This window comes from [Erwinia] mediterraneensis (genome assembly GCF_900604315.1).
In the GTDB taxonomy this organism is placed as follows: domain Bacteria; phylum Pseudomonadota; class Gammaproteobacteria; order Enterobacterales; family Enterobacteriaceae; genus Pantoea; species Pantoea mediterraneensis_A.
The window spans coordinates 3,104,693-3,131,631 of record NZ_LR026978.1 but is presented as its reverse complement, the minus strand read 5'-3'; the positions used below and the strand labels follow the sequence as shown (position 1 = coordinate 3,131,631).

Sequence of the window (26,939 nt, the reverse complement as noted above, 5' to 3'; positions counted from 1 at the left end):
TCATGGTAAATACAGAAATCAGAGAAGGACAGGATAGTTCAGGGAAAACACATAAGGTCAGTATATTTATTATCATGTCCATAATTATCTCGTCGGTAGGCGGGATAATATTTGGATACGACACCGGAATAATCGGTGGTGCTATTGTATTTATTGGGAAAGAATTTCAGATAAATGATTATATGCAGGGTATTATTGTCAGCATGTCGTTGCTGGGGGCAATGATTGGTGCCCTTGCTGCGGGCCCGCTTGCTGACAGGTATGGACGAAAGATAAACCTGTTAATTTCAGGGGTCTGTTTCGCGGCAGGTGCAGTGATCTCCGGTTACAGTCACAGTATTGAGCTCCTGACTGCTGCGCGTATTCTACAGGGTATTGGCGTGGGGGCATCATCGGTTCTTGTTCCCGTCTACATTGCTGAACTTGCCCCAGCGAAAATACGCGGCATGCTGGTTACATCGTTCCAGCTCATGATCACAGTGGGTATCGTCATTGCCTATGGCGTAAATACCGCTGCTGAAAGTCAGGGGGAATGGCGGTTCCCGGTGGGTGTTGCCAGCGTGTTTGGTATCGCTCTTGCAGTCGGTGTGCTGTTTGTGACGGAATCACCCCGTTGGCTCATTGCTGTCAACAAGCATACCATTGCACGCAGGACGCTGATAAAGCTGCGTGGAACGGATGATATTGATGATGAAATCAAGGAAACAGAGCGGCTGAATGTACTTGAGCAGGACAACATCAATTGGCGTGACTTGCTGAGCGGACACGTTCGCCCCATGATCCTGATTGGCGTACTGGTTGCTTTCTTTTCCAACGCCTGCGGAATTAACCTCGTCATCTATTTTGCTCCTCAAATCCTTCAGACCAGTGGATTCAGCTCTTCTGCCTCCTGGATTGGTACCATGGGTCTGGGTATAACGAATGTCATTTTCACCGTGGTGGGCATGCTTATAGTCGATCGCGTTGGACGGCGGCCGTTGTTGATACTTGGGGCAATCGGCCTCACCGTAAGCCTTGTGACCCTTGCACTGATATTCTCAGTACCGGCTTTTGAAGGCAGCGGCTGGCTGGCACTGGGGGCGCTTCTATTTTATATCGTCATGTATGCGGTCAGCCCTGGTATGTTGGGATTCCTGATGATTTCAGAAATTTCACCGCTCAGAGCACGTGCAAAAGTAACCAGTCTTTCAATTTTTATTATTTTTGCTACTAACCTCGTTATTGCGCTTGTATCGCTGCCAATGTTGAACGGAATGGGGACGTCGGCGACATTCTGGCTGTTCTCTGCGATATGCGTTGTTTTTACTATCTTCAGTTTCTACGTTCCAGAAACTAAAGGAAAAAGCTTAGAAGATGTGGAAATGTATTTTAAAGAAAAATACAACGCCAGATAATTTATTGATGGAATTTTCCTGACACTCTCTACTCTTCAGAATAAATCCAGCCCAACAGATTTTTGCTGGGCTCTCTTCGCTTCCTCTTCCGTTTGCCATCAGACCCTGGCGGGAGGCCTGGAACGCGTCTTTTCGCTGCAGGAGGAGCTTACCAGCCCCGCCTGTAAGCGTAGCAGGGCTTGCCAGGGTGTAGGTGCAGGAAAAGACCATCAGGCAGTTGGCGCTTATGTCCCCTTTGTGCTCAAAGCGGACGTAGAAAAATCCATAATGGTTCATAAAATGACAGGGAATAAAGCAGGACAAAGCTTACATACGCCCTGTTCTGAGCGCATTTAACCAGTCGGGACGGTTATTGCTGAGCGCAACTAAAGCTGCTGATTCCCAGTCATACTCAACCGCTTTGAACTCAGCTTTCCATAACCCGTTATGTCGCTCCACAATTGCATAGCGGGCATGGGGGGAACCACTTTCCATTACATGCGCACAGGGGGTGACATCATCATAGGCCTGCAACCCTACGCTGCCGGGGTTGACAATCAGTCGGCCGTCAGCCAGCCGCAGTTCTCGAGGGATATGCGTATGGCCGCACAGGATCAGCGATTCGCTTCTGTTTTCAATAAGCGCTAAAACGCGCGCTTCAGACGAGGGCTCCACACCTGAAGCAGTGACCTCTTCAAGAAGATAAATAAGGTCATCGCCTGGGGCGCCGTGCACCATCAGTATGTCTCCATTAAAAGTTAACTGCGCCGGCAGGTTTTTAAGCCATTCCCAATGCGCAGCCTGAAGGCTTTTGAACGCATGGCTGTCAGACAAACTCATATCTGAAAAATCCTGTTCGAGGAGTTGTCGTTCGTGATTACCTCTTACAGTTGGAATGTTAAGAGACATTAGCCTGTCAGCGGTTTCCGCAGGGAATAGTCCTCCCGAAACGATATCGCCCAGGTTCACAATCTGATCGACCCCCTGAGATTGAATGTCCGCCAGCACAGCATCCAGCGCCGGAAGATTCCCATGAATATCTGATATCACTGCCAGTTTCATACTGCTTTCCTGTTATGTTTAATCTCACAGATTCACTCACCTGAGCGGCCTGCAAAGCGGATAAAGACACTGTCTGCAATTAACCTTTCCCGGAGAATAACGCGGCGTCTGTCCTGATGCATTGTTCAGATAAACAGACTGAATCGCTACGGAAATGTTCAACAGGTAACAGGGTGCGGTTCTGAGCTTACTCCTGGAAGTGAGCGAATTTATCCTGAACCCGTCACCGTCAGGAATAATGTTCAACATAGTCAATGGTATGCAGGAAAAAGCTTCCTGAGCACCATAAGTATGGGGAGCGACGGCAACCACTCGCACGCCACTTGCGTTACCGGCACGTATCCCCGCAGCCGCATCCTCAAAAAACAACACAGTCACGAGCCGGGTAACCAGGAAGCAATGCTTCTCTTAAATAGCCTTCAGGTGAGGGTTTACCTTCAGCGACATCCTCTGCACACCATAACAGGCGGAAGCGGTAAGCCAGCTGCTTTCATCCTGTTTACAGCTAACTCCCGGCTGGCAGAGGTAACAAGCGCCCAGCGATCCTGCGGGAGTCGTTTTAACAAATCAGTCGAACCAGCCATGGCGACAATACCATCAAGGATGACCAGTTCACGCTCATCCAGCTCATCTGCAGCCGCCACGGTCTCTTCACCCGTTCCAATAAAATGGATAACCGTATCAATCGTTTGCCGGCCATGTGCAAAAGCGATAACCTCTTCTGCGTTTAGATCAAAACGTGTACTGAACCTGCGCCATTCATTCTCAACTACCGCCGTTGAGTCTACCAGGGTACCGTCCATATCAAACGGAAGCGCTTTAGCATGTAACGCATCATCCTCCTTATCTAAAGGGTATTATCCGATCTTCGTGCAGGTCTCGCTAATGCTGCGAAAATGTCATCGTCCGGACGCCTTGTCCCCCTTAAGGGTCATGACTGTGCTCTGTACGATGGCGACGATCTTACCGTCGTCCCTTTTGATTTCACAGCAATAGTGGCTGATGGTCTTACCCTGATGAATGGCATAAGCGTGTGATGTCAGCGTGGATTTCCATACAGGACGCAGAAAAGAAGCTTTAATATCGATACTCGTAAAGGTTTCCCCTGGCCCCATAAGAGTAGAATGTGCCGTTCCGACGGTGGCATCGGCCAATTCTGTTATTAAACCCCCGTGCACCGTACCCTGCTGATTCCCATGTATTGACGCATCGGCATACATCTCCAGCGTGGCAGTTCCCTCATTAATGGCCACCAGATGAAAACCCAGAAGCTGTGATATTGGCGTCGGATAGTTCATGTGCGTGGTGTCGCCGGGCTTTAAAGTACCGTTCAGCTGTGACTCAAGAAAGCTGAGTATCGACAATTGATTGCTGCTCATTACATTCTCCCGGTTATTGACCCTGCAGAGCCGGCAACCAGTCTGCTGCACCCGGCACTTCGGTTCTGATAAATCAGATAAAGGGGCGTAGAATCAGTTCCATTCCCAGTACAATCAGGAACAAAAGAAAACACTGCCTGAAACGCGTGGCACTGATGCGTGCCCGTACCTTCTGCCCCAGCCACATCCCAGCCAGAGCAGGGAGTATGGACATAAATGACAGCGAAAACTGCGCTATTCGGAACGCGTTATGAAGATAAAGCCCTGCGGCCAGCGCAACCGTAGAAACGGTAAATGACAGCCCAAGGGCCTGGACGAGTTCATCTTTACTGAAGCGAAGCGACTGAAGAAAGGGAACGGCCGGCATAACGAATACGCCTGTCGCACCGGTTATTACGCCTGTAACGCCGCCAATAACGGGTGACAGCCATTTCTCCCGGGCCTGAGAAACTGTAACCGACGGCGAAACCAGCGCAAAAACAGCATAAACGATTAAAGCCACACCCAGGCCGAACGCTGACCAGGCGGGATTAATGCTGATAAGAAGCGAAGATGCTGCCACCGTACCAGCCAGTATAAGCAACATCATCAGCCAAAGACGTCTGATGATAAGCATCACTGAAGGGCCGGTAAAAAGCTGCAGCACATTCGTCACGAAAGAAGGAATAACCAGCAGTGCCGCCGCGCTCGGGAGAGGCATAATCATGCCAAGTAATCCCATTGCCACCGTTGGCAAACCCATTCCGGTCACGCCTTTTACGAAACCGGCGAGGATAAATATTAGTAAAAGATAGATATACAGTTGTTCGCTCACGAAATTTGCCCTGACGAAGGATTTCCAGAGATTCAAACATCCCGGCCGTTAGTGGACAATCTGGTTTAAGCGCGTCATGCTTCGGATGGTCCGAAGGCTTAGGTGAATATCTTATGAGACTGGATCTTTCTGATTTGAAACTTGTCGTCTGCATCGCTGACGCGGGAAGCATTACCCATGGTGCCCGGTACGCCAGCCTGGCTGCTGGCTCGGCCAGTGAGAGGCTGAAAAGCATAGAGGAAGACACCGGGGTGAAATTGTTCTTTCGTCATCCGAGAGGCGTCAGCCTTACAGAAGCCGGTGAGATCCTTATCCGCCATGCCCGTGAAATACTGTCCCAGCAGGAGCGACTTAAAGCTGAACTCGGCGCTTACGTTAAAGGAGTTAGAGGGAAGGTGCGATTATATGCCAATACTTCAGCGATGGCCGAATTTCTGCCTGGAAGGCTTGCAAAGTGGCTTACAGAATACCCCGATGTGGCCATTGAGCTTGAAGAGAGAACAAGTGCGGATATCATTAATAGCATAAGCAATGGTATCGTTGAAGCAGGGCTCGTCTCAGATGCAGTAGACGCTGGCGAACTCAAGCTTGAACCCATAGCAGATGACAGACTTGCTCTTATCGTTCCCGTCACTCACACTCTTGAATGCAGAGATAACGTCTTTCTCTCGGACGCGATCAGCGAACCTTTTATTGGGCTTTACCCCGGCAATGCGCTGCAGGATCACATCAGTGAGCATGCAAGAGAGCTTGGTCATCAACTGACTTACCGCATCAGAATGAGCAGTTTTGAAGGTATTTGCGAGATGGTCAGTAGCGGCATTGGCGTGGGGATTCTTCCGGTATCTGTAGCTGAGCGCTTCAGCAAAAAGCTCCCCTACCAAATATTGCCGCTACACGACCAATGGGCGCGCCGGAGAATCTGCATTTGCTATAAGAACCAGAATTCACTGAGCCCGGCCATGGCAGGATTACTCGAGTTTCTAAGAGTACTGGATTTATAAATATCCCTGTTATGCCAGCTTAACGCAGCCCAACGTGATTTGCATAAGCAGTTCCAGCCATGCCTTGATTGTGGGTCAAACTGCGAACTTCCGCTCCTCGCTCATAGCGGACGATGTCTGGCCCGTAGCCCGCTGTGACCAAACGCCGAGGAATGATCTGTCGATGGCAAAACTGGGCTGCATCCGGCTCTTTTACAAAAAGTGATGCAATTAAGGGACGCAGCCTGGGGTGGGGAAAGCGTTTATTTCAGCGGTGCCGCCAGCGTGACAATCCACAATTCGCTGTCCGATTCAGGTTTCTTCAGCGGCTTTACACCGATAGTCGTTGCAACCGGCTTATCATCTACCGTAAGCGTCCCCTGTTCGGTCACCCGATAATCCTTACGCTTCTTACCTTCAACCGGATTTTGCATGACCGTTCTCACGCCGAAGTCATTGTCATTGGTGACCGCCAGCGTTTTATTGTCGATCAGCGCCAGACCTTCGGCCTTCTCCTGCTGCCAGCCGAGTTGACGTAAATCGACCACCAGCGTTTTAGTGGCGAGCTTAATGCCGCGCTGCGCCAGCGCTTTCTCGTCGTCAAACTCCGGATACTCGCCAGGCTTATCGAACGCTGCAAGCTCGGTAGCCGGGCTAAGATCCACCTTATAGATAAGATTGCGCATCGCATCGTCTTTGTCGCTGCCTTGTTCAATCAGCAGGATATGCTGATTGTCGAGCGCCACGATATCGCCAATTTTTGCGTCGCTGTTTTTACCGTAAGCGGCGCTGTCGATAGGGTAACCATACATCGCGGTTTTCCCGGTCGCCGGATCGAAGCTCACCAGGCGGGTAAAGCGCGCCTGCTTTTTACTTTTACCGTTGATATCCAGCGTGCTCTGCACCGCGGCGATGATACGCCCGTCCGGCATGCGGGTGAGCCCTTCAAATCCACGATTTGGCTGACGCCATTTGAGAACGTTCGGCAGACCGCCCGCGATGGATTTCTCCCCCTCTGCTGCCTGCGGCCCGTGAATTGTCAGGATCTTGCCGCGCGCATCAACGTTAATCAGGAACGGACCATACTCATCGCACAGCCAATACCCTCCCTTGCCGTCCGGCGTAATGCCTTCCGAATCCAGACCGCGGTTATCGCCATGCAGCACTTTCAACGTATCGCTTAGCGCGATTTCATTGGTTGATCCGATGACGCCATCCTGCAGCGGCAATCCGTTAATATTGCCCTTATCGTCATGCAACGGTCGGGCGTCCGTGGCCTCCGCTTTGCCGTTCTGCACCCGAATATTCATCAGCAGCGGGGCGAACTCTGGCGTGACGAAAATTTTTGCCTCTCTCTTACCCATATCAGGCGAGTCAGCATTCGGCCCACGATCGGTGACGGTTGCGAAGGTGAGTGCATCCCCCTGCTTGCCGGTAAACAGCAAGCCGGAGCCGATCCCCACCGGCAAACCATTTGGAAACGCGCTGGCAAACGCGCCGTTGTAGCTTACGCGCGTACCTTCGGGAAAACTGACGATATAGCGCTCGACCTGCGGCTGCGCCGCTAGCGTTGATGAAGAGAGCGCACAGCCGATAACCAGAGAAATAGCTTTCATTTTCATTTTGTTAATATCCATGTAGGGAAGCTAACAGCGTAAAGAACAAAAATGACAGAAAAATGAAATCTCCGGGAAACATTGGCTGCTAACAGGTTGATTTCTTCACCGTTAAGAAGGTGGATGGTGAGAGAATGAACCCTTATGTTTAGATAGTATGGTCAAAATTTCAGGACAAAGGCGGTGACATTGATGCGGATCCTGGCCCGTAATGCCTAAGGCAGAAAGTTCACTGACACAGGCATCGCCTGGCAAGGTAGCTAAAGATGTTCAGCCTGGTGGCGTCTTTTCCCTGAACCGGTAACGTCCGCTTTTCGCTCTAAGCGGGCATTGACCTGCTTGTCAGGCCGCTCTGTGCCAGAAGCGGCCCCCCAATTTCGCGTAAAATTGAAGCCAGCCACTGGCTGTCAGGCCAGTGCGATCAGATTGACCATGATGACACTCAATGCCAGACCGATTAGAATGACGCCTGAGACACGCTCCAGCCAGGGCAACGTCTGCGAAAAGTATTGCAGTATGACGCGGTTGCCAATGAAGATGGCTACCAGTAAATCCCACAGTAGCACAATGCTGAACATCCATACGCCATAGACGACCTTCAGACTAACCACGGTTGTGCCGCCAATAAGGGTGGCCAGACTGACATAAAACAGCGCATTTTTTGGATTGAGAATACCGGATAAAAATCCCATGCCGAACTCACGGCAATGCCTCCATACGCCAGCAGACTCTGTGACTAAGCCATGGTTTTTTACATTGTATTCAGAAACAGAATTTGCACCCGCAAAGCAAATAAAAAGCACACCGATATAGAGCAGATAAGCACAGCCCGTGAGCTGAATAACGATAAAGCTGATGCTGTCAGGACTAAAAAGCGTGATACCGCTGAAGGCAGCAAGAATGAACACCCCGTTCGCTATTGCTATTCCCAGACAGACATTTGCAGCGTGACGCCAGCCAGCTCTGATGGAGGTGCGCGCAACGAGAAAAAAATCCGGACCGGGTGACAGCAACGCCAGAAAATGCGCTGCAGCCACAAAAAGAAATTGCTGCATCTCGGTATTACCCTCTTAAAAGTTTTTAACAGGGTGCAGTCTCCGGGCAGGATTGTATTGAACAAAATTGCAGGTTTTCAGCTCCGAAAACAGCCTGGCGTTACACCGGTATGCGTCTTGAATACGCGCTGGAAATGACTCTGATCAGCGAAACCCAGCCGGTAAGCAATATCGGCCATATCATGACCTGACAGCAGCCACCGCCGCGCCTGATTGATGCGCACATTAAGCTGGTACGCATGCGGTGTCATCCCGGTCGCAGCGCGAAATGCTCTGATGATCTGATAACGACTCATGCCTGACAGATTTGCCAGCTCCGCTAAGGTCCACGGCTGCCTTTCGGTCTGTTGCATCATATCAATAATGTTTTTCAACGTCCGCCTCACCTCAGGCGACATGACAGGAAAAGCTTCCGCCACACAAGTGTCATATTCGCAGTCGCCTATAAACTCAATTAACGCCACATTTTTGTCTTCTGCACTGACTGTTGAAAACAGGGTGGCATTCAGTTCACAGAAGCGACGATAAAGGTCCTCATCAGCCGTCACCCGAACAATATCGTCACTAATAAGGCTGCCTGAAAAATCATTCATTTCAGTAACCAAAGCCCTTAACCACGCGGCATCGATATGCAGCATCTGATAGCTCCAGTGCTGATCGGGTAAGGGATTACAGGAATGAACAGCGTCGGCTGGAATGAATACCATCATCCCCGGTCGCAAAGACCAGGGATCACCCGTCGCCCCTGTGAACACACTGCTGCCCGCGTCCACAGCGCCCAGAGAAAAAGTCGGATGACTGTGTAGCTTATAACACGCGCGGCTGTGACAGGCGCGACGACTTTCTACAAAATCCATAGACGAATCGCGCCAGAATTCTGCAAGGTTGCCGGTGCTGCCATTATCGCACCTGCAGCCAGAAGCACATGGGGACAGGGTGAGCATACTGGTTCCATCCTGGTACAAATTATTGTGGTGATGCCTGCAAGGTGTTGAGCCAGACACGATACGATTAATTAAGATATTACCTCAGGCAGGCCTGCATATACCTATTAATATGTCCGCTTTTCGCTCATAGCGGACCTTGCGCCCGGGTCAGTCCGCTCTGTGCCAGAAGCGGAAGTTGCTAAATACAGTTTGTATTAATCAACGGGGAGAATGTCACGCACATGCATACTTCGGCGCCCACCGAAGCAACATGCCTTCGTCATCATTAAACTGTCCGTAAATTAACAACGGAGCGGACCATGATTGCAGTACTTTTTGAGGCAGATGCCCTGCCCGAGGCTCAGGAAAGATATTTTCAGCTCGCTTCGGAGCTGAAACCTCTCTTATCCGACACGCCCGGATTTATTTCAATTGAGCGCTTCCAGAGCCTGACTACCCCCGGAAAAATTCTTTCTTTGTCATGGTGGGAAGATGAGGAGTCTGTAGCCGGATGGAAGCAAAATGTGGCGCATCAGGCCGCGCAGAAAGAAGGTAAGCAATCGATTTTTTCATTCTACAGAATACGGGTAGCCAACGTATTCCGTGATTACTCTTCTGATAAGGGAACAAATTAGCATGTATGACATTCACGTTATTCTCAAAAATAGTCCGGGTTCACTTGGTTCACTGGGGAGTGTACTGGGTGAAAACGGAGTGGGACTTGAAGGCGGTGGCGTATTTACAACACCTGAGGCCGGACATGCACACTTCCTGGTTGAAGACGGTGAAAAAGCCCGCAGGGTGCTGACTGAAGCCGGTTTTGAAGTCTGCGAGGTGTGTCGACCTCTGGTAAGAAAATTACCTCAGGAACGACCAGGTGAGCTGGGAGAAATAGCTGACAAAATTGCCCGGAACGGCATCAATATTCTGGTACAGTACAGCGACCACAGCAACCGGCTCATTCTCATTACGGATGATGATACACGGGCAGCTGAAGTCACCCAAAAATGGGCAATACCTTCTGAATGAAACCCCTTAAAACACAGTGCGACAGTGAGCCGGATGATGCTCTTGAAACATCAATGGCAATGGTAGCTTCTGCCCTGTCTGACCCGTCCAGGGTCAGCATTCTGTGCGCCCTGATGGATGGGCGCGCGTGGACAGCCACCGAACTCAGCGTAGTAGCTGGCATAGCAGCCTCGACAGCCAGCGGGCATCTGAACCGACTTCTCAGCAACGGTCTGGTCATTTGCCTGACGCAGGGGCGTCATCGATATTACAGCCTTGCGGGGCATCATATCGCCGGACTGCTGGAAAACCTGATGGGCGTTTCCATGCGTACTCATAAGCCCCCCGCTTCCAGTACGCCGGTCTATCTTCGGTACGCACGCACCTGCTATGACCATCTGGCAGGCGAGCTTGCTGTCAGCCTTTATGAATGTATGCTGCGGGAAAAATGGCTTGAAGCAGATGGCTCGGAACTGACATCAGCGGGCAAAATACATTTTGAGAAAATGGGCGTCGTGCTTAACGCACGCACGCGCCGCAAGCCCTGCAGCCCCTGTCTGGACTGGAGTGAGCGACGTTTCCACCTCGGCGGTGACGCTGGCTCAGCATTGTTTACGCTATTCCTGCAAAAAGAATGGGTAACGCGTATGCCGGGATATCGTGAAGTGAACGTAACCGATCCAGGACGAATTGCAATTTATCGGCTGTTTAAGCTGAAAATTACCTGATCTTAAGTCCTGTACCTGATGCCTCGACCGGATGTCATTGAATTGCCCAATATTTTCACCCGTTTTGACGAACACAGGTCCGCTTATCGCTCATAGCGGACCTTGCGCCCGGGTCAGTCCGCTTTGTGCCAGAAGCGGACATTGCCGTAACCGAAACCCGTTAATTTATGCGGTGCAGGGCAATTCTCCCGGGTATAACGCCCCGTGTCGCTCTATCACTGCGTCAGACTGCCTGGCCCCGCTTGATCATGCTTTTCTATACGCCTTTTAATTTACTGCTAAGCGAAATAGTCGGTTATGGTTCTGAAGTGCACCGTTCTTTCCGACCTCTTCGCGCAATTCCTTCCAATACTGATTACAGATGCAATGGTTAAGTAAACTTCTCGTTACTGATAATGGAAGGGAATTTCATGTTTACGACACCGTTCTGGCCCGCTGCTGACTCATACCATATCCACATGATGGATATCCCTCTGCCTGACTCACTTTCGCCCGCGGCGCTGGATCTTATCCACCAGGCTACGCGTCTTGCAGAGGCGGCCAGTCATATTCACCCGGCTTCCACTCGAACCGGGAGTACGCTGCTTCAATATGTTGAAGAAAAGCTCAGCATTATCTGTTTCAAGCTTGCGCAGGAATTTGACGATCCGGATACCTACAAAGCGCTGCAGTTACGCGCAGAAATCCTCTCTGACGCCAGCACAGCAAAAGAACTTCTCCCGCAGATAGCAGGTCTGGATGAACAGGAGCTGGTGCAGGGAATAGGTTACATGTCGACATGGGTAGGTAAGTCTCGCACGCAGCATTATTCCGCCTGGTTTGGGTTACCCGATCGCGAGCTGCAGGAAGTTTCGGATGTGGTGGATGAGCTCTTTCCGGACAATCTGTGCTGGCTGCAAAATCATATCGACCAGCGGCTGGTTGCGCTGCCCGGATGCCGCTACAAAATTGTCGATCTGTTTGCCATTGCTGGCGAAGCTAACAGCTATCCTAAACATTTCGCCTATTTTTTTCCTGAAGATGAAGGGGTGAAATACGCCCCCCAGAAGCGCACCATTGTGTTTGCAAATACCTATCTGAACCTGTTTGAACGTTTTGCCCGGTCCCAGGCTTCTCTACTTGGCTGGCATCATGAATTTATCCCGGACAGCGCTCTCTGTGCTCGCCACCTGATTGCCTGGTTCCGCGGTCATGATCTGGGGCATTCTGTTGTTCTTGAAAAGATGATGTTTGGCAAATTAAGTAAACAGGACAGATGGGGATCAATGGTTGTGCAGGAAGCACTGGCCGATGTCTTTGGGCTGCTGATGTGCCTGACAGAGCCTTCCCGGCAGGCCCTGCAGCTGAATGAGACGCTGCAGTTAAAAATTTTCCTGCTGGAAATGCTGCGATATTTGCGCCGCGGCCCATGTGCTTATCCTGACGCAGGGGCAGCCTATATACAGCTTAAATGGCTAACTGAACACCAGTGCCTGAACTGGAGTGGGACGCATTATGTGGTAGAACTCAGCGCGGTGAAGCCTGCTCTGACGGCACTGGCAACAGCAATGACCCGCTCTGTATTGCAGGGTGATACAGAGGCAGCCCTGACGTTCCTGCAATGCTATTCACCTCACCATCAGCGTGAAGAGGCGGATCTGCTGCTAAACCGGCTGGGTAAAACTGTCGACATGATCGAGTACGACCAGAAGATAAAAGGCTTTACGTTATGATCGAGTTTTCAAATGGTTTCTTACTGAGCCTTTCGCTGTGTCTTGATATCGGGATTGCCAATATCGCCATGATTACCCTTGCCATGCAACGCGGGTATTTTCATGGTTTCTGGCTGGGAATGGGGACTTGTGTGGGTGACCTGGCATATGCATTACTGGCGCTGGCGGGAATGGCCGTACTGCTTCAGTATGAAGCCGTACGCTGGCTACTGTGGATTGGCGGTGGCGCGATGCTTCTATGGTTCGCTGGCAAAATGCTGGTGGCCGCTTTCAGGAAGGCTTCAGAGCTTAACGTGAGCGAAACCCATCAGTATCGCCCGCTGCTGCGTGAATTTGGCCGGGGCGTGGTGCTTGCCATGTCCTCCCCCACGGCTATTCTGTGGTTTGCGACAGTGGGCGGTGCGCTGATATCCCGGATGGGCCAGCACAGCGTTACGGCAACGTCCTGGTTTCTGAGTGGCTTTTTCATTGCGGGAATGTTCTGGACCTGCGTCTTGTGCCTGGTTGGGAGTTTTGGTGGCAAACTGCTTGGTCACCGTCTGCTTAAATATTCCTACATAGTCTCAGCGTTTATATTCAGCTACTTTGCGCTTTACGTGATTGTGTCAGGGTACCGGGAGTTTATGGTGGCCTGATCTGACCTGCGAAGCATAGTGATGGGGTGTTGTTCCCATCACTTTGCGAAACGCATTAATAAAATGACTCTGATCGTAAAATCCCAGCATTATTGCCGCATCGAGCGGATGCACGTTTCTGCGAAGCAAGTCGCGGGCATGGTGCAGACGAAGCTGCATATGATACTGCAGAGGCGGCATACCCGTATGCCGGGTGAAGAAGCGAACAAGATGATACTTGCTCATCCCCGCCAGCTGCGCGAGCATCTCCAGCTGCGGTTTTACGCTGAGGTGCTCTCGCAAGTACTCGATAACAATGTTGATTTTCTGTTCATCACCTCTCTGAAGTAGAGCTGGCATCTCAAGCAGCTCACCACAAAGTAAAATCAGTTCCTGCTCCTCATCCATGCCCTTCTCCAGCCGGGCTGATGTTGCAAAACGGTACAGCGCGTCAAACAGGCGAGTGTTATTGATTATGCCTTCTCGCAGAACAGGGGCTTCATGATCGCTATTGAGATTGTCCTCATCTGCAAGCATTTTTATCACTGGCTGGGGGATGTGCACGCTGATAAATTCCACGGCTTGAGTATCAAAACGCGAAGCCTGAGTGGTTCCCGGATTATATAAGGTAACCTGACCACTTTTAACATACGCGGTTTTCCCTGCCAGCCAGATTTCCTCCACCCCCGTCAGGTTTGCGCTGATGACATATTCATCGTGAAGATGTTTCGGAAAGCCAGAATTACAGGCTCTGACCCGTGAGCACTCTATACCATTTCGGCTAAACCACTCTGCAGACTCTAGTGACAACGTATCTGACCTTATGCAGCAATAGTGAATAATTATTAATGAATGATAAAACCACTAACTGAACACTTTTTCAACTGTTGGTTTTAGGGCTCCAGCGAATAAATTACCCTCCGGGCGCAGTCTGTCAGTAATCAGACATGCCCTTTCCTGACCAGACCGTGCCCGCGCGGCCTGGTAAATTTTGCTGGCTTTGTCGGTTAGCCACCAGGATACACTGTCTGGCAATGCAGGAAAGTAACAGAAGGACGTTGTTCCTTGTGTCCGCTCTGTGCCAGAAGCGGACATTGGAAGGAAATAGCCAGCAATATTGCTGGCTCGTTTCGACATCTTTACCAAGGCCAGGTATTGTTCTCAAAGTCGAGGAACAGATGTTTTTTATCATTGCGGTGTAGCGCAATGACATCAACCATTCCGTTGACGCTGGTTTTCACATCAATCTCTGCTTCAACTGCGCCGTCCAGAGTGCCCATTGCTGTCACTGCCCAGCCCGGATGGATACACAGGACAGTATGTTCCCCCTGACTAAGATCCATATAAATACAACGAGCCAGCATATTTAAGGCCGCTTTACTGGCCCGGTAAAGCTCAAGACCTATTCCCGGTTCGGTATTGCCGGCAATGCTACCCCGGTGCGACGACATAAAGACCAGCGTGCCGGCAGGTTTAAGCATCGGCAGGAGGTGCCGGGCCAGACGGGCTGGACCAAAAGCATTGGTCATCATAATCTGCTGGAATTCAGCATCAGATGCCTGCAACACTGACTGATGTAAGGGACCGTAGATTCCGGCAACCATAAAAATAATGTCAAACCGCCGTGTACTGAGCCTGGCGACAAGGGGCCCGATATAGGACGAATCAGTTACATCAATCTCGCCGGTCGTGAGGCTGTCCGGGTAAGCCTCTGCCAGGGCGAGCAGGGGAGATACATCAGCATCCGGTAAATGCGTGGCAAAAACTTCCCAGCCCTTTTCCAGCCAGGCCTCAGTCAGGCCCAGCCCGAGCCCTTTCTCAGACCCGACAATTAAAATAGTTTGTTTTTTCATCATTCATGTGCTCCAGATTACTGCGCGGTATAACCGCCGTCAGCCAGTAAAACCGTTCCCGTAACGAAGCTGGCTTTAGGTGATGCAAGCCAGATAATTGCTTCAGCAATTTCTTCCGGCTGAGCCACTCGTCCAAGTGGATGAACATGACCATAGCTGGCCAGCGTGGCCCGGCTGTCTGCCACAATGCCGGAAAGGATATTCGTTTCGACGACGCCGGGTGCGACAGCATTCACCCGGATACCATACTCAGCAGCTTCCAGAGCCAGAACTTTTGTCAGCTGGACTATTGCGCCTTTAGAGGCCGAGTAGGCGGAGGTTGCGTTCATGCCAACCATGCTCACTACGGACGCTACGTTGACAATCGTTCCCTGCCTGCGGGGCTGCATGACCTTCAGGCTTTCCCTGCTCAGGAGAAAATACCCTCTGGCATTAATGGTCATAATGCTGTCCCATTCTTCAGCCGATGTCTCGGTAGCAAGTTTATTCAGGGTTTTGCCCGCATTGTTGATGAGAACATCCACGCCACCGAATTCTGTCTGTGCGAACGTCACCGCGCCGATAACCTCATGTTCCTGGCTGACGTCGCAAATTTGTGTCATCACCTGATTGTTCTGTGCCAGTGAATGGACTTCCGGATTAATATCCAGAGCCAGCACCTTCGCTTCATGACTCACAAGTAACTTTACTGTCGCCCTGCCAATATCGCCTGCGGCGCCCGTGACAATCGCCACTCTGTTTTTAAGACCCAAAAAGTCTGCCATTTTTACTCCCCAATTGCTGTGTCACGTTGCCAGAGCGTCATCTCATTCATCAGCCGGTACTGAAACTCTCTGGTGCGGATAAAAGCATCCCCGCCCAGAACCAGTGTCCGGGGAGGACTGGGGGAGCTGACGGTTTCAATAATGATTCTGGCTGCTTTTTTCGGACATCCGCCTTGTCTGCCGTGACGCAGCTTCATCTGATTAAGTTGTTCAGTTACTGCGGGATAGCTGCCTGCCTCCTGCAATCCGACGCTGACTGAGTAAGGGGAGAGAAAATCTGTGCGAAATCCGCCGGGTGCGACAGACGTCAGCGAAATGCCCCAGGGCGACGTTTCCTGTCCCAGGCCATGCGAAAGGGTATCAAGCGCAGACTTCGCCGCAGCATAAACAGCAGATCCGGGCAGCGGATCAAGAGCAGCGACTGACATGATATTAAGAATATGACCGCTGCGCTGACGACGCATGACGGGCAGCACGGACTGTATCAGATGCAGGGGCGCATGAAAGTTAACCTGAAAGTTAACCTGGAAGAGGCGGGCAATATCCGCCTCAGATGTTGTCTCAACTGGCCCCAGCAAACCGTAGCCTGCATTATTTTCGAGCTCGTCTATCCTGCCAAAATGCTGCAGGACATCACTGACAAGGGCCTGCTGCGATTCCTGTTCTTCCGCATCCCATTTGAATACCCGCAGCTTCTCAGATGTAAAAGGAACGTTGCCATCACGGGTCATTCCGGCAACGCTATCACCGGTGGATAGCACCGCCTTTGCCATTGTCAGTCCCAGGCCACGGCTAATTCCTGTAATAAGCCAGACCCTCGATTCAGAATGACGTTGCATAACCTCTCCTCCTTTCTTTTATGATTAAAAGGATATGAGGAGCAGATAAACGTAACAATGTTGTTTACTGTACAATCATTATCGTTTTCTCTCAGAATTACTTTTAGTAAACTGCTTTCATCCGTAAAAATTATCCTTTCGTATTTTCAGGGGGTGTAGTGCCCGGATTTCCCTCAATACTTACGCGAAAAATGATTTCTGCCTTTCTGCCGCTTGCACCGAATGAAGGCTACTCACGCACCTGTATGAAAGCGGTCAAACTGTTACGGGTAAATGAGTCTATGCCCCATACGCCCGTCCTTTATGAGCCGTGCATAGTGATTGTTCTGCAGGGAAAGAAAACAGGTTTGATGGGCGGACGAGAATTTATCTACGATGCCGGGCATTATCTGGTTGTCCCGGTTCCTCTTCCTTTTACCAGCCAGACGACTGCCAGCCAGGAGCAACCTCTTCTGGCTATATCGGTATCGCTTGATGTCACCCTCATTGCCGAATTACTCATTGAAATGGGAGAAGGGGGCATAAACGATACTGAGAAGGCGGGAATAATGTTTTCCACCCCGCTGGGAGAAGAGCTGGCCGATACGGTTTATCGCCTTCTTACAGTACTTTCTGATGAAGAGAAGGCCAGGATTTTGGGGCAGGGTATTCTGAAAGAACTTTATTATCATGTACTGATTGATACTCAGGGAGCCTCAATAAGAGCTGCGCTCTCCGGAAAGGGGCATTTCAGGCAAATTGCTGCAGCTATCCGTACGATGCATACCCGGTTTATGGATAATATTGACATTGATATGCTGGCGAAGGTGGCCGGGATGAGCGCTCCTTCTTTTCACCGCCATTTCAGGACATTCACAGGCACAACACCAAAACAGTATCTGATTTCCATCAGGTTGCACCAGGCGCGTTTCTTAATGGTAAAAAGGAATGTGACCGCCAGCGAAGCCGCATTAAAGGTTGGCTATGTCAGTCCGACACAATTCAGCAGAGAATTTAGCCGGTTCTTTGGTTGCCCGCCCCAAAAAGAAGCTCATCGCTTACGTCACTTGTTAAAGGTTAAAGCTGAATCATACTGGCCTGAATAATATTATTCTGGTCACGACCTTAGGGGCATTTAAAAATTGATCAGCTGTCAGTATGTCATCATCAAAAGGTATACCAGACAAACTGAGTCACCATAACGGTTGTACAACGAAATTCTTATTATCGTAACGGCTTTGGGTCCGCTGTTCGCTCATAGCAGACATAAGCATCTACAAAAGTCCGTTTAGTGCCAGAAGCGGACACAGAAGCCCGGCAACCTGGAAGCAGGCTTGTGAAATTCAGTTATAATCACGCCACTTTTGATCTTTTCTATCCGCCTGAAGTCAACAAGACAGAGTTAACGTAGCGTGATCAATGATAAATTTCCCGTCTGCACATACTTTCAGGTGTCAGATAAGCGAATCCAACTGATAAAACGGACCGGTGCGGCAGGCAGATGAGGATGTTAAGGTAGTGCCATGCGTTCTAACATATTTGAATATATAAGTATTTTTATACAGGTTGTTGAGCAAGGAAGCTTCACCAAAGCTGCTGATATTCTGCAGTTGCACCGCCCTGCCGTGAGTAAAGCGATACAGCAGCTGGAGGATGACCTCGGCGTAAAACTCATTCACCGTACCACCCGCAAGCTGAGCGTTACGGCTGAAGGCGAAGATTTTTATCAACGGGCCAGACACGTTCTGGCTGAAGTTGATAACATGATAGCCAATTTTTCACCTACCCTGCCCCCGCGTGGACGGCTCAAGCTTGATGTTCCGCTGGCACTGGCTCATGCCATCATTATTCCTCACCTGATGGAATTTCAGTCGCTATATCCTGATATTGAAGTGGTACTGGTTTCATCGGATAAAAAAACCGATCTGATCACCGAAGGCGTGGACTGCGTGGTGCGTCTGGGCGAACTACAGGATTCAAGCTTTATTTCCAGACGTCTCGGAGAAATCAGGATGGTCACCTGTGCTGCCCCTTCCTATCTGCAACGACACGGGCGGCCGAAAACACTGGCAGAACTGGAGCAACACCGGGCGGTTAACTTCTTCAGCGAGCACAGTCGTGACGTAATGGAATGGAAGTTTATAGAGGATGGTGTGATTGTTTCGCGGCGCCCTGCCAGCAGCATTCTGGTAGATAACTCCGATGTTCTGTTGTCCTGCGGCCTGGCCGGTCTGGGTATTATCCAGGCCTCTTATGTTGCCCTTGCTCCGCATATTGCTTCCGGTGAGCTTGAAGCAATCCTGACGCAATACCGCTCCGTTTCTAAAACCGTGTCGGTGATGTATCCAGACAGACGCTATCTCTCCCCCCAGGTGCGTGTATTTATCGACTGGTTCAGTGAAATTTTTGCCAGAGAGATGAGCTGAGGCCGCTGATTGTTACTGGATAAATAACACTGAAGTTCCTGAGCAGCTATTTTTACTCCGGTTACAACCACGTAGATTGTGCGCAGATGAATCGCATATATCTTTCGCGCAATTCAAGGTATACCGCTAACTGACGAGGTCTCAATATGTCTAAAGTTGTTACGTTTAACCGCACCGGTGGTCCTGAGGTTCTGGAAATTGCTGATGTACAGGTACCTGCACCAGCTGCCGGAGAAGTCCAGATTCGCGTACATGCTATTGGTCTTAACCGCGCGGAAATTATGTACCGCAATGGTCAGTATGTGATTGAACCCGAATTCCCGGCGCGCCTGGGTTATGAAGCTGCTGGCGTGGTTGAGGCTGTCGGTGAAAATGTCGGGACGTTTGCCAGAGGGGATTTGGTCAGTGTGATCCCTTCTTTCATGTTTAACGAATATGGTATGTATGGTGAGCTGGTTAACGCACCTGTGCACGCAGTGGTGAAACACCCTGAGAACCTCTCCTTTGAGGAAGCCGCCGCAAGCTGGATGATGTACGTAACGGCATACGGAGCGCTGGTTGAGTACGGTAACCTGCAGGCTGGTCAGAATGTCGTTATCCGTGCAGCATCAAGCAGCGTTGGGCTGGCAGCTATCCAGATAGCAAACATGATAGGTGCAAAACCTGTTGCCCTGACCCGCACCAGCGAAAAACGCGAAATGCTTCTAAAAGCGGGGGCTGCCGCTGTTATCGCTACTGCGGACCAGGATATGGTAGCTGAAATTAACCGGGTGACGGATGGTGAAGGTGCCCATATTGTTTTTGATCCTGTTGGCGGCCCGGATGTTGCGAAGCTGACTAAAATCATGGCCCCACAAGGCATGTTCTTTCAGTACGGAGCGCTCGACAGCCGTGACATGCTTGTGCCTGTATTCGATATTCTTGGTAAACATCTCACGCTACGCGGCTATGAGCTGTTCGAAATTACTACCGACCCGGAAAAAATGGCGCGTGCGAAAACCTTCGTCACAGAAGGCCTGCGTTCCGGCAAACTGAAACCGGTAATTGATAAAACCTTCAGGCTCGAAGATATTGCAGATGCGCATCGCTATATGGAAGCAAATGGTCAGGTAGGTAAAATCGTTGTAACTATTGGATAATACTGCTCTCTACGCCTCACCGGCGGGAGAAAATGTCTTCCGGGGAACTCCTTTATTATTGTTTATTAACTTTTCATGGCCTGGCCGGGATTCGGCGGCCATGTTGAGGCTCAAACAAATATATTGCCCCGGGATCTCAGCAGGACTACGCCTGGGCTCCAGAGTAATGGGAGGCTCTATGGAGCGATTTCAATGCATTTGATGCAGGATTTCACCATATGGGTTACATAGTTCTGCATCAAAAGAGCATTATCAACATCAGGTTATTGACGGGCGGCAGCGCCTGGTCACTCTGTCTGTCAGAGTTCTGGCTGCTATAAAGGCCATCAAGATTTAATCAAAAGATGAGAGAAGGTAGCTGAAAATATTGAGCGACTTGCTGAACTCACCAGGTCGTTTGTAGGTAATAAAAATTTCGCTTCATTAAAAGTGATTAGCAGCTTGATTTAAAACAGAATAATAAATGGCACCTCCAAAAAAATACGCTCAGATATAGTGGAAAAAACAAATAATTAAGATTTCCAATGAAAAACAGGGCAAGTAAAAACATAAAAAATAAAAAAACAAAGACCATTTTCGGCTTTGTTATATTGAACGAACTCACTTTAGCCTCATTTTAACAACCTGTTTTGATAAAATTTTGATAATCGTCAGCTCATTAGTAAAAATCCGCCTTCATAGAAGGCGGCTTTGATTGCACCCCATAGGGGTGTACCAAAAACCTTAAAAAGCAGTCTCTGCCTGTTCCGTAAGATCCAAATCCAGAGACGATAAGGCAGAGCCAAAACGTATTGATGACCACGCCCGCAGGACGTGGTTTTAAGCTGGCAATAAAAAAACGGGAGCCCACAGGCTCCCGTTAGGGTAATCCGCTAAAACCCGAATTACATGTTTTCGATGATCGCGTCACCAAACTCTGAACATTTCAGCAGTTTAGCGCCATCCATCAGGCGTTCGAAATCGTAAGTCACAGTTTTGTTGGCGATAGCGCCTTCCATGCCTTTCACGATCAGATCAGCCGCTTCGAACCACTCCATGTGACGCAGCATCATTTCTGCGGAAAGGATCACTGAACCCGGGTTCACTTTATCCTGACCCGCATATTTCGGTGCCGTACCGTGCGTTGCTTCAAACAGCGCGCACTCATCACCAATGTTAGCGCCCGGTGCAATACCGATACCGCCAACCTGCGCCGCCAGGGCATCAGAGATGTAGTCACCATTCAGGTTCATACAGGCGATAACGTCATACTCTGCCGGACGCAGCAGGATCTGCTGCAGGAACGCATCGGCGATGACATCTTTAACGATGATCTCTTTGCCGGTGTTCGGGTTTTTGAACTTCATCCACGGGCCACCGTCAATCAGTTCACCACCAAACTCTTCTTTTACCAGCTGGTAACCCCAGTCTTTGAAAGAACCTTCGGTGAACTTCATGATGTTGCCTTTGTGTACCAGCGTCAGCGAATCACGATCGTTGGTGATAGTGTATTCTACCGCTGCGCGCACCAGACGTTTGGTGCCCTCTTCTGAACACGGCTTCACACCGATACCGCACTGTTCCGGGAAGCGAATTTTCTTCACGCCCATCTCTTCGCGCAGGAACTTGATCACTTTGTCCGCTTCCGGCGTACCCGCTTTCCACTCGATACCCGCATAGATATCTTCGGAGTTCTCACGGAAAATTACCATGTCAGTATCTTCCGGACGTTTTACCGGGCTCGGCGTACCTTTGTAGTAACGGACCGGGCGCAGACAAACGTAAAGATCCAGCTGCTGACGCAGTGCCACGTTCAGTGAACGGATACCGCCACCTACTGGAGTAGTCAGCGGGCCTTTAATGGCAACGCGATATTCTTTGATTAAGTCGAGGGTTTCTTGCGGCAGCCAGACATCCTGACCATAGAGTTCTACAGACTTTTCACCGGTGTAAATTTCCATCCAGGAAATTTTTCGCTCGCCGTTGTAGGCTTTCTTCACAGCGGCATCAACCACCTTCAGCATCACAGGGGAAACGTCAACACCAATACCGTCACCTTCGATGTAAGGGATGATCGGGTTATTGGGCACGACCAGTTTTCCCTGATCCAGGGTGATTTTTTGACCTTCCGCCGGAACAACTACTTTGCTTTCCATTAACCTCTCCTTCGAGCGATTTTTTGTTAATGATTTGTAAGATGCGCGTCAATACTACTTGAATATTTCCGCCGCGCCAATCACCGCAGTTTCGCGTTATAATGCGCTGATTGTTTCTCACTGCAAAGCCTATGCGTAAAACTTCTCAGCGAATTCACCAGGATAAACGATTCAGCCGCGCCCCGCGCGCCACACCGCGTCCGGTCGTCCCGCGTCGTGTTATTTTATTTAACAAACCCTTTGATGTACTGCCGCAGTTCACCGATGAGGCAGGCCGCCGCACACTGAAAGATTTTATTCCGGTGACGGATGTCTATGCCGCAGGCCGCCTCGACCGCGACAGCGAAGGCCTGATGGTGCTGACCAATGACGGTGCGCTGCAGGCAAAGCTCACCCAGCCGGGCAAACGGACCGGTAAAATCTATTACGTTCAGGTAGAAGGTGACCCGCAGGAAGCGGATCTGCAGCGGCTGCGTGATGGCGTTACTCTGAAAGATGGCCCAACGCTGCCAGCTGGCGTAGAAAAAGTGGCGGAGCCCGCCTGGCTCTGGCCGCGCCAGCCCCCTATCCGCGAGCGGAAAAATATTCCTGATCGCTGGCTGAAAATCACGCTTTATGAAGGCCGCAACCGTCAGGTGCGCCGCATGACGGCCCATATTGGCTTTCCGACATTACGCTTGATCCGCTATGCCATGGGCTCCATGATGCTGGAGAATCTGGCACCCGGCGAATGGCGCGATATCAGCGATCGGCTGTAAGCAGTGTCACAGCTATCGATAACGACAGGTTAATGCTTAGGGAGGAACGATGTTTAAACCGCATGTCACCGTCGCCTGTATTGTTCAGGCGGAAGGTCATCTGTTAGTGGTAGAAGAACGCGTGAAGGGTCGCCCTACCCTGAATCAACCTGCCGGACATCTGGAAGCGAATGAAACCCTGTTGCAGGCCGCACAGCGTGAATTGTGGGAAGAGACCGGCATCCGCGCCGCTGTTCAGCATTTTCTGGGCGTACAGCAGTGGATCGCCCCGGATAATACACCTTTTGTGCGGTTTCTGTTTGCGCTCGATCTGGCAACCAGAGCGCCCACAACGCCCCAGGATAGCGATATCGATCGCTGCTGGTGGCTGACGCCAGAAGCGATTTTGCAGGCAGATAACCTGCGTTCGCCGCTGGTCGCCGAGAGCGTACGTCTGTGGCAGAGTGGCGTACGTTACCCGTTACAGATTATCAGCGCGTTCCAGTGGCCGTTTCATGAGGGTGCACGCATCCAGGACGCGTGATAGAATGCGCCGCCAGTTTTTTATACTAATTGTGAGTGTGTCATGTCTGACAACAGCCAGAAAAAAGTGATCGTCGGTATGTCCGGCGGCGTCGATTCTTCCGTTTCCGCCTGGTTACTGCAGCAGCAGGGCTATCAGGTGGAGGGCCTGTTCATGAAGAACTGGGAGGAAGACGACGGCGAGGAGTATTGTACCGCCGCGGACGATCTGGCGGATGCGCAGGCAGTGTGCGACAAGCTCGGCATTAAATTGCATAAGGTCAATTTTGCCGCCGAGTACTGGGATAATGTCTTTGAGCACTTTCTCGAAGAGTATAAAGCCGGACGCACGCCCAATCCCGATATTCTCTGCAATAAAGAGATCAAATTTAAAGCCTTTCTGGAATTCGCGGCAGAAGATCTCGGCGCGGATTTCATTGCGACCGGCCATTATGTGCGTCGTCAGGATGTGGCAGGTAAAAGTCGCCTGTTACGTGGCCTCGATAGCAACAAAGATCAGAGCTATTTCCTTTACACCCTGAGCCATCAGCAGGTGGCGCAGAGCCTGTTCCCGGTCGGTGAACTGGAAAAACCGGAAGTGCGCCGTATCGCTGAACAGCTGGATCTGGTCACCGCGAAGAAAAAAGACTCTACCGGCATCTGCTTTATCGGCGAACGTAAATTCCGTGATTTCCTTGGACGCTATCTGCCTGCTCAGCCGGGCGAGATTGAGACGGTGGAAGGCAAGGTGATTGGCGAACATCAGGGGCTGATGTACCACACCCTCGGCCAGCGTAAAGGGCTGGGTATTGGCGGCCTGAAAGAGAGTAATGACGATCCCTGGTATGTGGTCGACAAAGACGTGGCGCGCAATCGTCTGATTGTGGCGCAGGGGGCGAACCACCCGCGTCTGATGTCCGTAGGGCTGATTGCCCAGCAGCTGCACTGGGTCGACCGTGAGCCATTAACGGCACCGCTGCGCTGTACGGTAAAAACCCGTTACCGCCAGAACGACATTCCATGTGAAATTATTCCCCTGGATGCCGATCGCATTGAAGTGCGTTTTTCTGAACCGGTCGCCGCCGTTACCCCCGGCCAGTCTGCCGTGTTTTATCTTGACGATGTCTGCCTCGGCGGCGGCATTATTGAACAGCGCCTGCCGTGGGTCGCTGCATAAGGTCGGCGCTGCCGATGCGTATACAGGAGTAACCGTGGCTAAAAACTATTATGAGATTACGCTGGCGCTCGCCGGGATCTGTCAGGCGGCGCATCTGGTGCAACAGCTGGCGCATCAGGGGCAATGCCACACCGACGCCCTGCGCGTCTCGCTGCGCAGCCTGCTCGATCTTAATCCGCAATCAACGCTGGCGGTTTACGGTAACAACGAAGAGAATCTGCGCCTCGGCCTGGAAACGCTGATGGCGGTGCTGAACAGCAGCAGCCGTCAGGGCGCGGGCGCTGAGCTGACGCGCTATACCCTGAGCCTGATGGTGCTGGAACGCAAACTCAGCCATAACAAAAACGCGCTGGCGACGCTGGGACAACGCATTGGTCAGCTGGATCGCCAGCTGGCTCACTACGAGCTGGAATCAGAAACCATTACCAGCGCGATGGCCGCTATCTACGTGGATGTGATTAGCCCGCTTGGCCCGCGCATTCAGGTTACCGGCTCCCCCACCGTGCTGCAAAATACACAGCTGCAGAGCAAGGTGCGTGCTACCTTGCTGGCCGGTATCCGCTCGGCGGTGTTATGGCAGCAGCTTGGCGGTGGACGCCTGCAGTTAATGTTCTCGCGCCAGCGTCTGTTGCGCGAGGCGAAAACCATTTTATCCCGTCTGTCACCGGCTTACTGAGCCGGTAAGACCTCACGCTTTGTTAAATGATTCAGGAGTTGCACTGATGGAATTATCCTCTCTGACCGCCGTCTCACCTGTCGATGGTCGTTACGGCGAAAAAGTCAGCCCGCTGCGTGCGATTTTCAGCGAGTATGGCCTGCTGAAGTTCCGCGTAGAGGTTGAAGTTCGCTGGTTACAGAAACTGGCCGCGACCGCAGAGATCAAGGAAGTTCCTGCTTTTGATGCCGACGCAAACGCTTTCCTCGATGAAATTGTCGCCCGTTTCGACGAAAATGACGCAGCGCGCATCAAAACCATCGAGCGCACCACCAATCACGACGTGAAAGCGGTCGAATATTTCCTGAAAGAAAAAGTGGCCGCCGTACCGGCGCTGCAGGCGGTTTCTGAATTTATCCACTTTGCCTGCACCTCTGAAGATATTAATAACCTCTCTCATGCGCTGATGCTGGAAACCGCACGCCGTGAGGTGATCCTGCCTTACTGGCAGCAGATCCTGGACGCCGTGAAGAAGCTGGCGCACGAGTATCGTGATATTCCCCTGCTCTCCCGCACCCACGGTCAGCCTGCCACGCCCTCTACCATGGGCAAAGAGATGGCTAACGTGGCGTACCGTCTGGAGCGCCAGCTGCGTCAGCTCGCGCGCATTGAGGTGATGGGTAAAATCAACGGCGCGGTGGGCAACTATAACGCTCACCTGGCTGCCTACCCGGAAGTGGACTGGCACCAGCTGAGCGAAGCGTTCGTGACATCGCTGGGCATTACCTGGAACCCTTACACCACCCAGATCGAGCCGCACGACTACATTGCCGAGCTGTTTGACTGCATGGCGCGCTTCAATACTATCCTGATCGATTTCGATCGCGATATCTGGGGCTATATTGCGCTGAACCACTTTAAACAGAAAACCATCGCCGGTGAGATCGGTTCCTCCACCATGCCGCACAAAGTTAACCCGATCGACTTTGAGAACTCCGAAGGCAACCTGGGTCTGGCGAATGCCGTCATGCAGCATCTGGCCAGCAAACTGCCGGTTTCCCGCTGGCAGCGCGATCTTACCGACTCCACCGTGCTGCGTAACCTGGGCGTGGGTATTGGCTATGCGTTGATCGCCTATCAGGCCACGCTGAAAGGGATCTCTAAACTGGAAGTGAACCGCGATCGTCTGCTGGATGAGCTGGATCACAACTGGGAAGTACTGGCTGAGCCGATCCAGACCGTGATGCGCCGCTACGGCATTGAAAAACCCTATGAGAAGCTGAAAGAGCTGACGCGTGGTAAACGCGTGGACGCGGCCGGTATGCAGGCTTTTATTGATGGTCTGGATCTGCCGGAAGAAGAAAAAGTGCGTCTCAAACAGATGACGCCAGCGAACTACATCGGTCGCGCAACCACCATGGTTGATGAACTGAAATAAGTCTG

General features: G+C 51.2%; 27 protein-coding genes. 15 read left to right on the top strand and 12 right to left on the bottom strand.

Going from position 1 to position 26,939, the window contains the following annotated elements:
- Nucleotides 1-2: 2 nt before the first annotated feature.
- Nucleotides 3-1,394 carry a sugar porter family MFS transporter gene (locus E0E17_RS14725; protein ID WP_130834766.1) on the top strand — a complete coding sequence of 464 codons (1,392 nt, stop codon included), beginning with the start codon at nucleotides 3-5 and terminating at the stop codon, nucleotides 1,392-1,394.
- 306 nt (nucleotides 1,395-1,700) lie between these two features.
- Here E0E17_RS14725 and E0E17_RS14720 read toward each other — a convergent pair whose 3' ends face one another.
- From E0E17_RS14720 to E0E17_RS14705, 4 genes are all read right to left on the bottom strand, one after another.
- Nucleotides 1,701-2,435 (bottom strand): metallophosphoesterase family protein, encoded by a 735-nt coding sequence (locus E0E17_RS14720; protein ID WP_130834765.1) that lies wholly within the window; start codon nucleotides 2,433-2,435, stop codon nucleotides 1,701-1,703.
- Nucleotides 2,436-2,872: 437 nt separating this feature from the next.
- Nucleotides 2,873-3,238, bottom strand: coding sequence for an HAD family hydrolase (locus E0E17_RS14715; protein ID WP_130834764.1), 366 nt, complete (start codon nucleotides 3,236-3,238; stop codon nucleotides 2,873-2,875).
- Between the two features lie 96 nt (nucleotides 3,239-3,334).
- Nucleotides 3,335-3,814: a PaaI family thioesterase gene (locus E0E17_RS14710; protein WP_130834763.1), complete on the bottom strand. Its 480-nt coding sequence runs from the start codon at nucleotides 3,812-3,814 to the stop codon at nucleotides 3,335-3,337.
- Between the two features lie 73 nt (nucleotides 3,815-3,887).
- Nucleotides 3,888-4,628 (bottom strand): sulfite exporter TauE/SafE family protein, encoded by a 741-nt coding sequence (locus E0E17_RS14705; protein ID WP_130834762.1) that lies wholly within the window; start codon nucleotides 4,626-4,628, stop codon nucleotides 3,888-3,890.
- Nucleotides 4,629-4,741: 113 nt separating this feature from the next.
- Between E0E17_RS14705 and E0E17_RS14700 the strand changes: the two genes are divergently transcribed.
- Nucleotides 4,742-5,632, top strand: coding sequence for a LysR family transcriptional regulator (locus E0E17_RS14700; protein WP_130834761.1), 891 nt, complete (start codon nucleotides 4,742-4,744; stop codon nucleotides 5,630-5,632).
- A gap of 242 nt (nucleotides 5,633-5,874) precedes the next feature.
- Here the strand turns inward: E0E17_RS14700 and E0E17_RS14695 are convergent, their stop codons facing one another.
- The 3 genes from E0E17_RS14695 to E0E17_RS14685 all read right to left on the bottom strand — a co-directional run bounded on the left by E0E17_RS14695 (nucleotide 5,875) and on the right by E0E17_RS14685 (nucleotide 9,226).
- Entirely contained in the window at nucleotides 5,875-7,233 is a 1,359-nt protein-coding gene (locus tag E0E17_RS14695) for an esterase-like activity of phytase family protein (protein ID WP_130834760.1), read from the bottom strand.
- A 401-nt stretch (nucleotides 7,234-7,634) separates the two neighbouring features.
- A complete protein-coding gene (locus E0E17_RS14690; protein WP_130834759.1) occupies nucleotides 7,635-8,282 on the bottom strand; it encodes a LysE family translocator in 648 nt (215 codons plus the stop codon).
- Nucleotides 8,283-8,359: 77 nt separating this feature from the next.
- Nucleotides 8,360-9,226 carry an AraC family transcriptional regulator gene (locus tag E0E17_RS14685; protein WP_237680793.1) on the bottom strand — a complete coding sequence of 289 codons (867 nt, stop codon included), beginning with the start codon at nucleotides 9,224-9,226 and terminating at the stop codon, nucleotides 8,360-8,362.
- A 302-nt stretch (nucleotides 9,227-9,528) separates the two neighbouring features.
- Between E0E17_RS14685 and E0E17_RS14680 the strand changes: the two genes are divergently transcribed.
- The 5 genes from E0E17_RS14680 (at nucleotide 9,529) to E0E17_RS14660 (ending at nucleotide 13,291) form a co-directional block, all read left to right on the top strand.
- Complete coding sequence (locus tag E0E17_RS14680) at nucleotides 9,529-9,843, top strand: antibiotic biosynthesis monooxygenase family protein (protein WP_130834758.1); 315 nt, start codon at nucleotides 9,529-9,531, stop codon at nucleotides 9,841-9,843.
- Between the two features lies 1 nt (nucleotide 9,844).
- Nucleotides 9,845-10,237 carry an amino acid-binding protein gene (locus E0E17_RS14675; RefSeq protein WP_130834757.1) on the top strand — a complete coding sequence of 131 codons (393 nt, stop codon included), beginning with the start codon at nucleotides 9,845-9,847 and terminating at the stop codon, nucleotides 10,235-10,237.
- On the top strand, nucleotides 10,234-10,944 hold the full coding sequence (locus E0E17_RS14670) for an ArsR/SmtB family transcription factor (RefSeq protein ID WP_130834756.1): 711 nt from the start codon (nucleotides 10,234-10,236) through the stop codon (nucleotides 10,942-10,944). Before E0E17_RS14675 ends, E0E17_RS14670 begins: the two co-directional genes overlap by 4 nt.
- Nucleotides 10,945-11,354: 410 nt before the next feature.
- Entirely contained in the window at nucleotides 11,355-12,656 is a 1,302-nt protein-coding gene (locus E0E17_RS14665; RefSeq protein ID WP_130834755.1) for a DUF8614 domain-containing protein, read from the top strand.
- The gene (locus E0E17_RS14660; RefSeq protein ID WP_130834754.1) at nucleotides 12,653-13,291 is read left to right on the top strand and encodes a LysE family transporter; all 639 of its coding nucleotides are present in this window, start codon (nucleotides 12,653-12,655) and stop codon (nucleotides 13,289-13,291) included. The genes E0E17_RS14665 and E0E17_RS14660 overlap by 4 nt, the downstream gene beginning before the upstream one ends.
- On the opposite strand, the gene E0E17_RS14655 is transcribed toward E0E17_RS14660, so the two are convergent.
- The 4 genes from E0E17_RS14655 to E0E17_RS14640 form a co-directional block, all read right to left on the bottom strand.
- Nucleotides 13,262-14,080, bottom strand: a complete 819-nt coding sequence (locus E0E17_RS14655) for a helix-turn-helix transcriptional regulator (RefSeq protein WP_130834753.1) — start codon at nucleotides 14,078-14,080, stop codon at nucleotides 13,262-13,264. The two genes, E0E17_RS14660 and E0E17_RS14655, sit on opposite strands and share 30 nt — an antisense overlap.
- Nucleotides 14,081-14,409: 329 nt before the next feature.
- Nucleotides 14,410-15,126, bottom strand: a complete 717-nt coding sequence (locus tag E0E17_RS14650) for an SDR family oxidoreductase (RefSeq protein WP_237680792.1) — start codon at nucleotides 15,124-15,126, stop codon at nucleotides 14,410-14,412.
- Between the two features lie 14 nt (nucleotides 15,127-15,140).
- On the bottom strand, nucleotides 15,141-15,887 hold the full coding sequence (locus tag E0E17_RS14645) for an SDR family NAD(P)-dependent oxidoreductase (RefSeq protein WP_130834752.1): 747 nt from the start codon (nucleotides 15,885-15,887) through the stop codon (nucleotides 15,141-15,143).
- A gap of 2 nt (nucleotides 15,888-15,889) precedes the next feature.
- Nucleotides 15,890-16,726, bottom strand: coding sequence for an SDR family NAD(P)-dependent oxidoreductase (locus E0E17_RS14640; RefSeq protein WP_130834751.1), 837 nt, complete (start codon nucleotides 16,724-16,726; stop codon nucleotides 15,890-15,892).
- A 158-nt stretch (nucleotides 16,727-16,884) separates the two neighbouring features.
- On the opposite strand from E0E17_RS14640, the gene E0E17_RS14635 reads away from it, so the two are divergent.
- The 3 genes from E0E17_RS14635 to E0E17_RS14625 all read left to right on the top strand — a co-directional run bounded on the left by E0E17_RS14635 (nucleotide 16,885) and on the right by E0E17_RS14625 (nucleotide 20,270).
- Nucleotides 16,885-17,811, top strand: a complete 927-nt coding sequence (locus tag E0E17_RS14635) for an AraC family transcriptional regulator (protein WP_237680791.1) — start codon at nucleotides 16,885-16,887, stop codon at nucleotides 17,809-17,811.
- A 417-nt stretch (nucleotides 17,812-18,228) separates the two neighbouring features.
- On the top strand, nucleotides 18,229-19,131 hold the full coding sequence (locus E0E17_RS14630; RefSeq protein ID WP_130834750.1) for a LysR family transcriptional regulator: 903 nt from the start codon (nucleotides 18,229-18,231) through the stop codon (nucleotides 19,129-19,131).
- Between the two features lie 146 nt (nucleotides 19,132-19,277).
- Nucleotides 19,278-20,270, top strand: a complete 993-nt coding sequence (locus E0E17_RS14625) for a zinc-dependent alcohol dehydrogenase family protein (protein ID WP_130834749.1) — start codon at nucleotides 19,278-19,280, stop codon at nucleotides 20,268-20,270.
- Between the two features lie 884 nt (nucleotides 20,271-21,154).
- Here E0E17_RS14625 and icd read toward each other — a convergent pair.
- The gene (icd, locus tag E0E17_RS14620) at nucleotides 21,155-22,405 is read right to left on the bottom strand and encodes an NADP-dependent isocitrate dehydrogenase (protein WP_130834748.1); all 1,251 of its coding nucleotides are present in this window, start codon (nucleotides 22,403-22,405) and stop codon (nucleotides 21,155-21,157) included.
- Nucleotides 22,406-22,515: 110 nt separating this feature from the next.
- Here icd and rluE point away from each other — a divergent pair, with 110 nt between their 5' ends.
- From rluE to purB, 5 genes are read left to right on the top strand one after another with little or no spacing between them, the layout of a single operon-like run.
- Complete coding sequence (gene rluE, locus E0E17_RS14615) at nucleotides 22,516-23,163, top strand: 23S rRNA pseudouridine(2457) synthase RluE (RefSeq protein WP_130834747.1); 648 nt, start codon at nucleotides 22,516-22,518, stop codon at nucleotides 23,161-23,163.
- A 49-nt stretch (nucleotides 23,164-23,212) separates the two neighbouring features.
- A complete protein-coding gene (locus E0E17_RS14610; RefSeq protein WP_130834746.1) occupies nucleotides 23,213-23,686 on the top strand; it encodes an NUDIX domain-containing protein in 474 nt (157 codons plus the stop codon).
- Between the two features lie 42 nt (nucleotides 23,687-23,728).
- Nucleotides 23,729-24,841, top strand: coding sequence for a tRNA 2-thiouridine(34) synthase MnmA (gene mnmA, locus E0E17_RS14605; RefSeq protein WP_130834745.1), 1,113 nt, complete (start codon nucleotides 23,729-23,731; stop codon nucleotides 24,839-24,841).
- Between the two features lie 34 nt (nucleotides 24,842-24,875).
- Complete coding sequence (gene hflD, locus E0E17_RS14600; RefSeq protein ID WP_130834744.1) at nucleotides 24,876-25,517, top strand: high frequency lysogenization protein HflD; 642 nt, start codon at nucleotides 24,876-24,878, stop codon at nucleotides 25,515-25,517.
- Between the two features lie 46 nt (nucleotides 25,518-25,563).
- Nucleotides 25,564-26,934 carry an adenylosuccinate lyase gene (gene purB / locus E0E17_RS14595; protein ID WP_130834743.1) on the top strand — a complete coding sequence of 457 codons (1,371 nt, stop codon included), beginning with the start codon at nucleotides 25,564-25,566 and terminating at the stop codon, nucleotides 26,932-26,934.
- The last annotated feature ends 5 nt before the right edge of the window (nucleotides 26,935-26,939 follow it).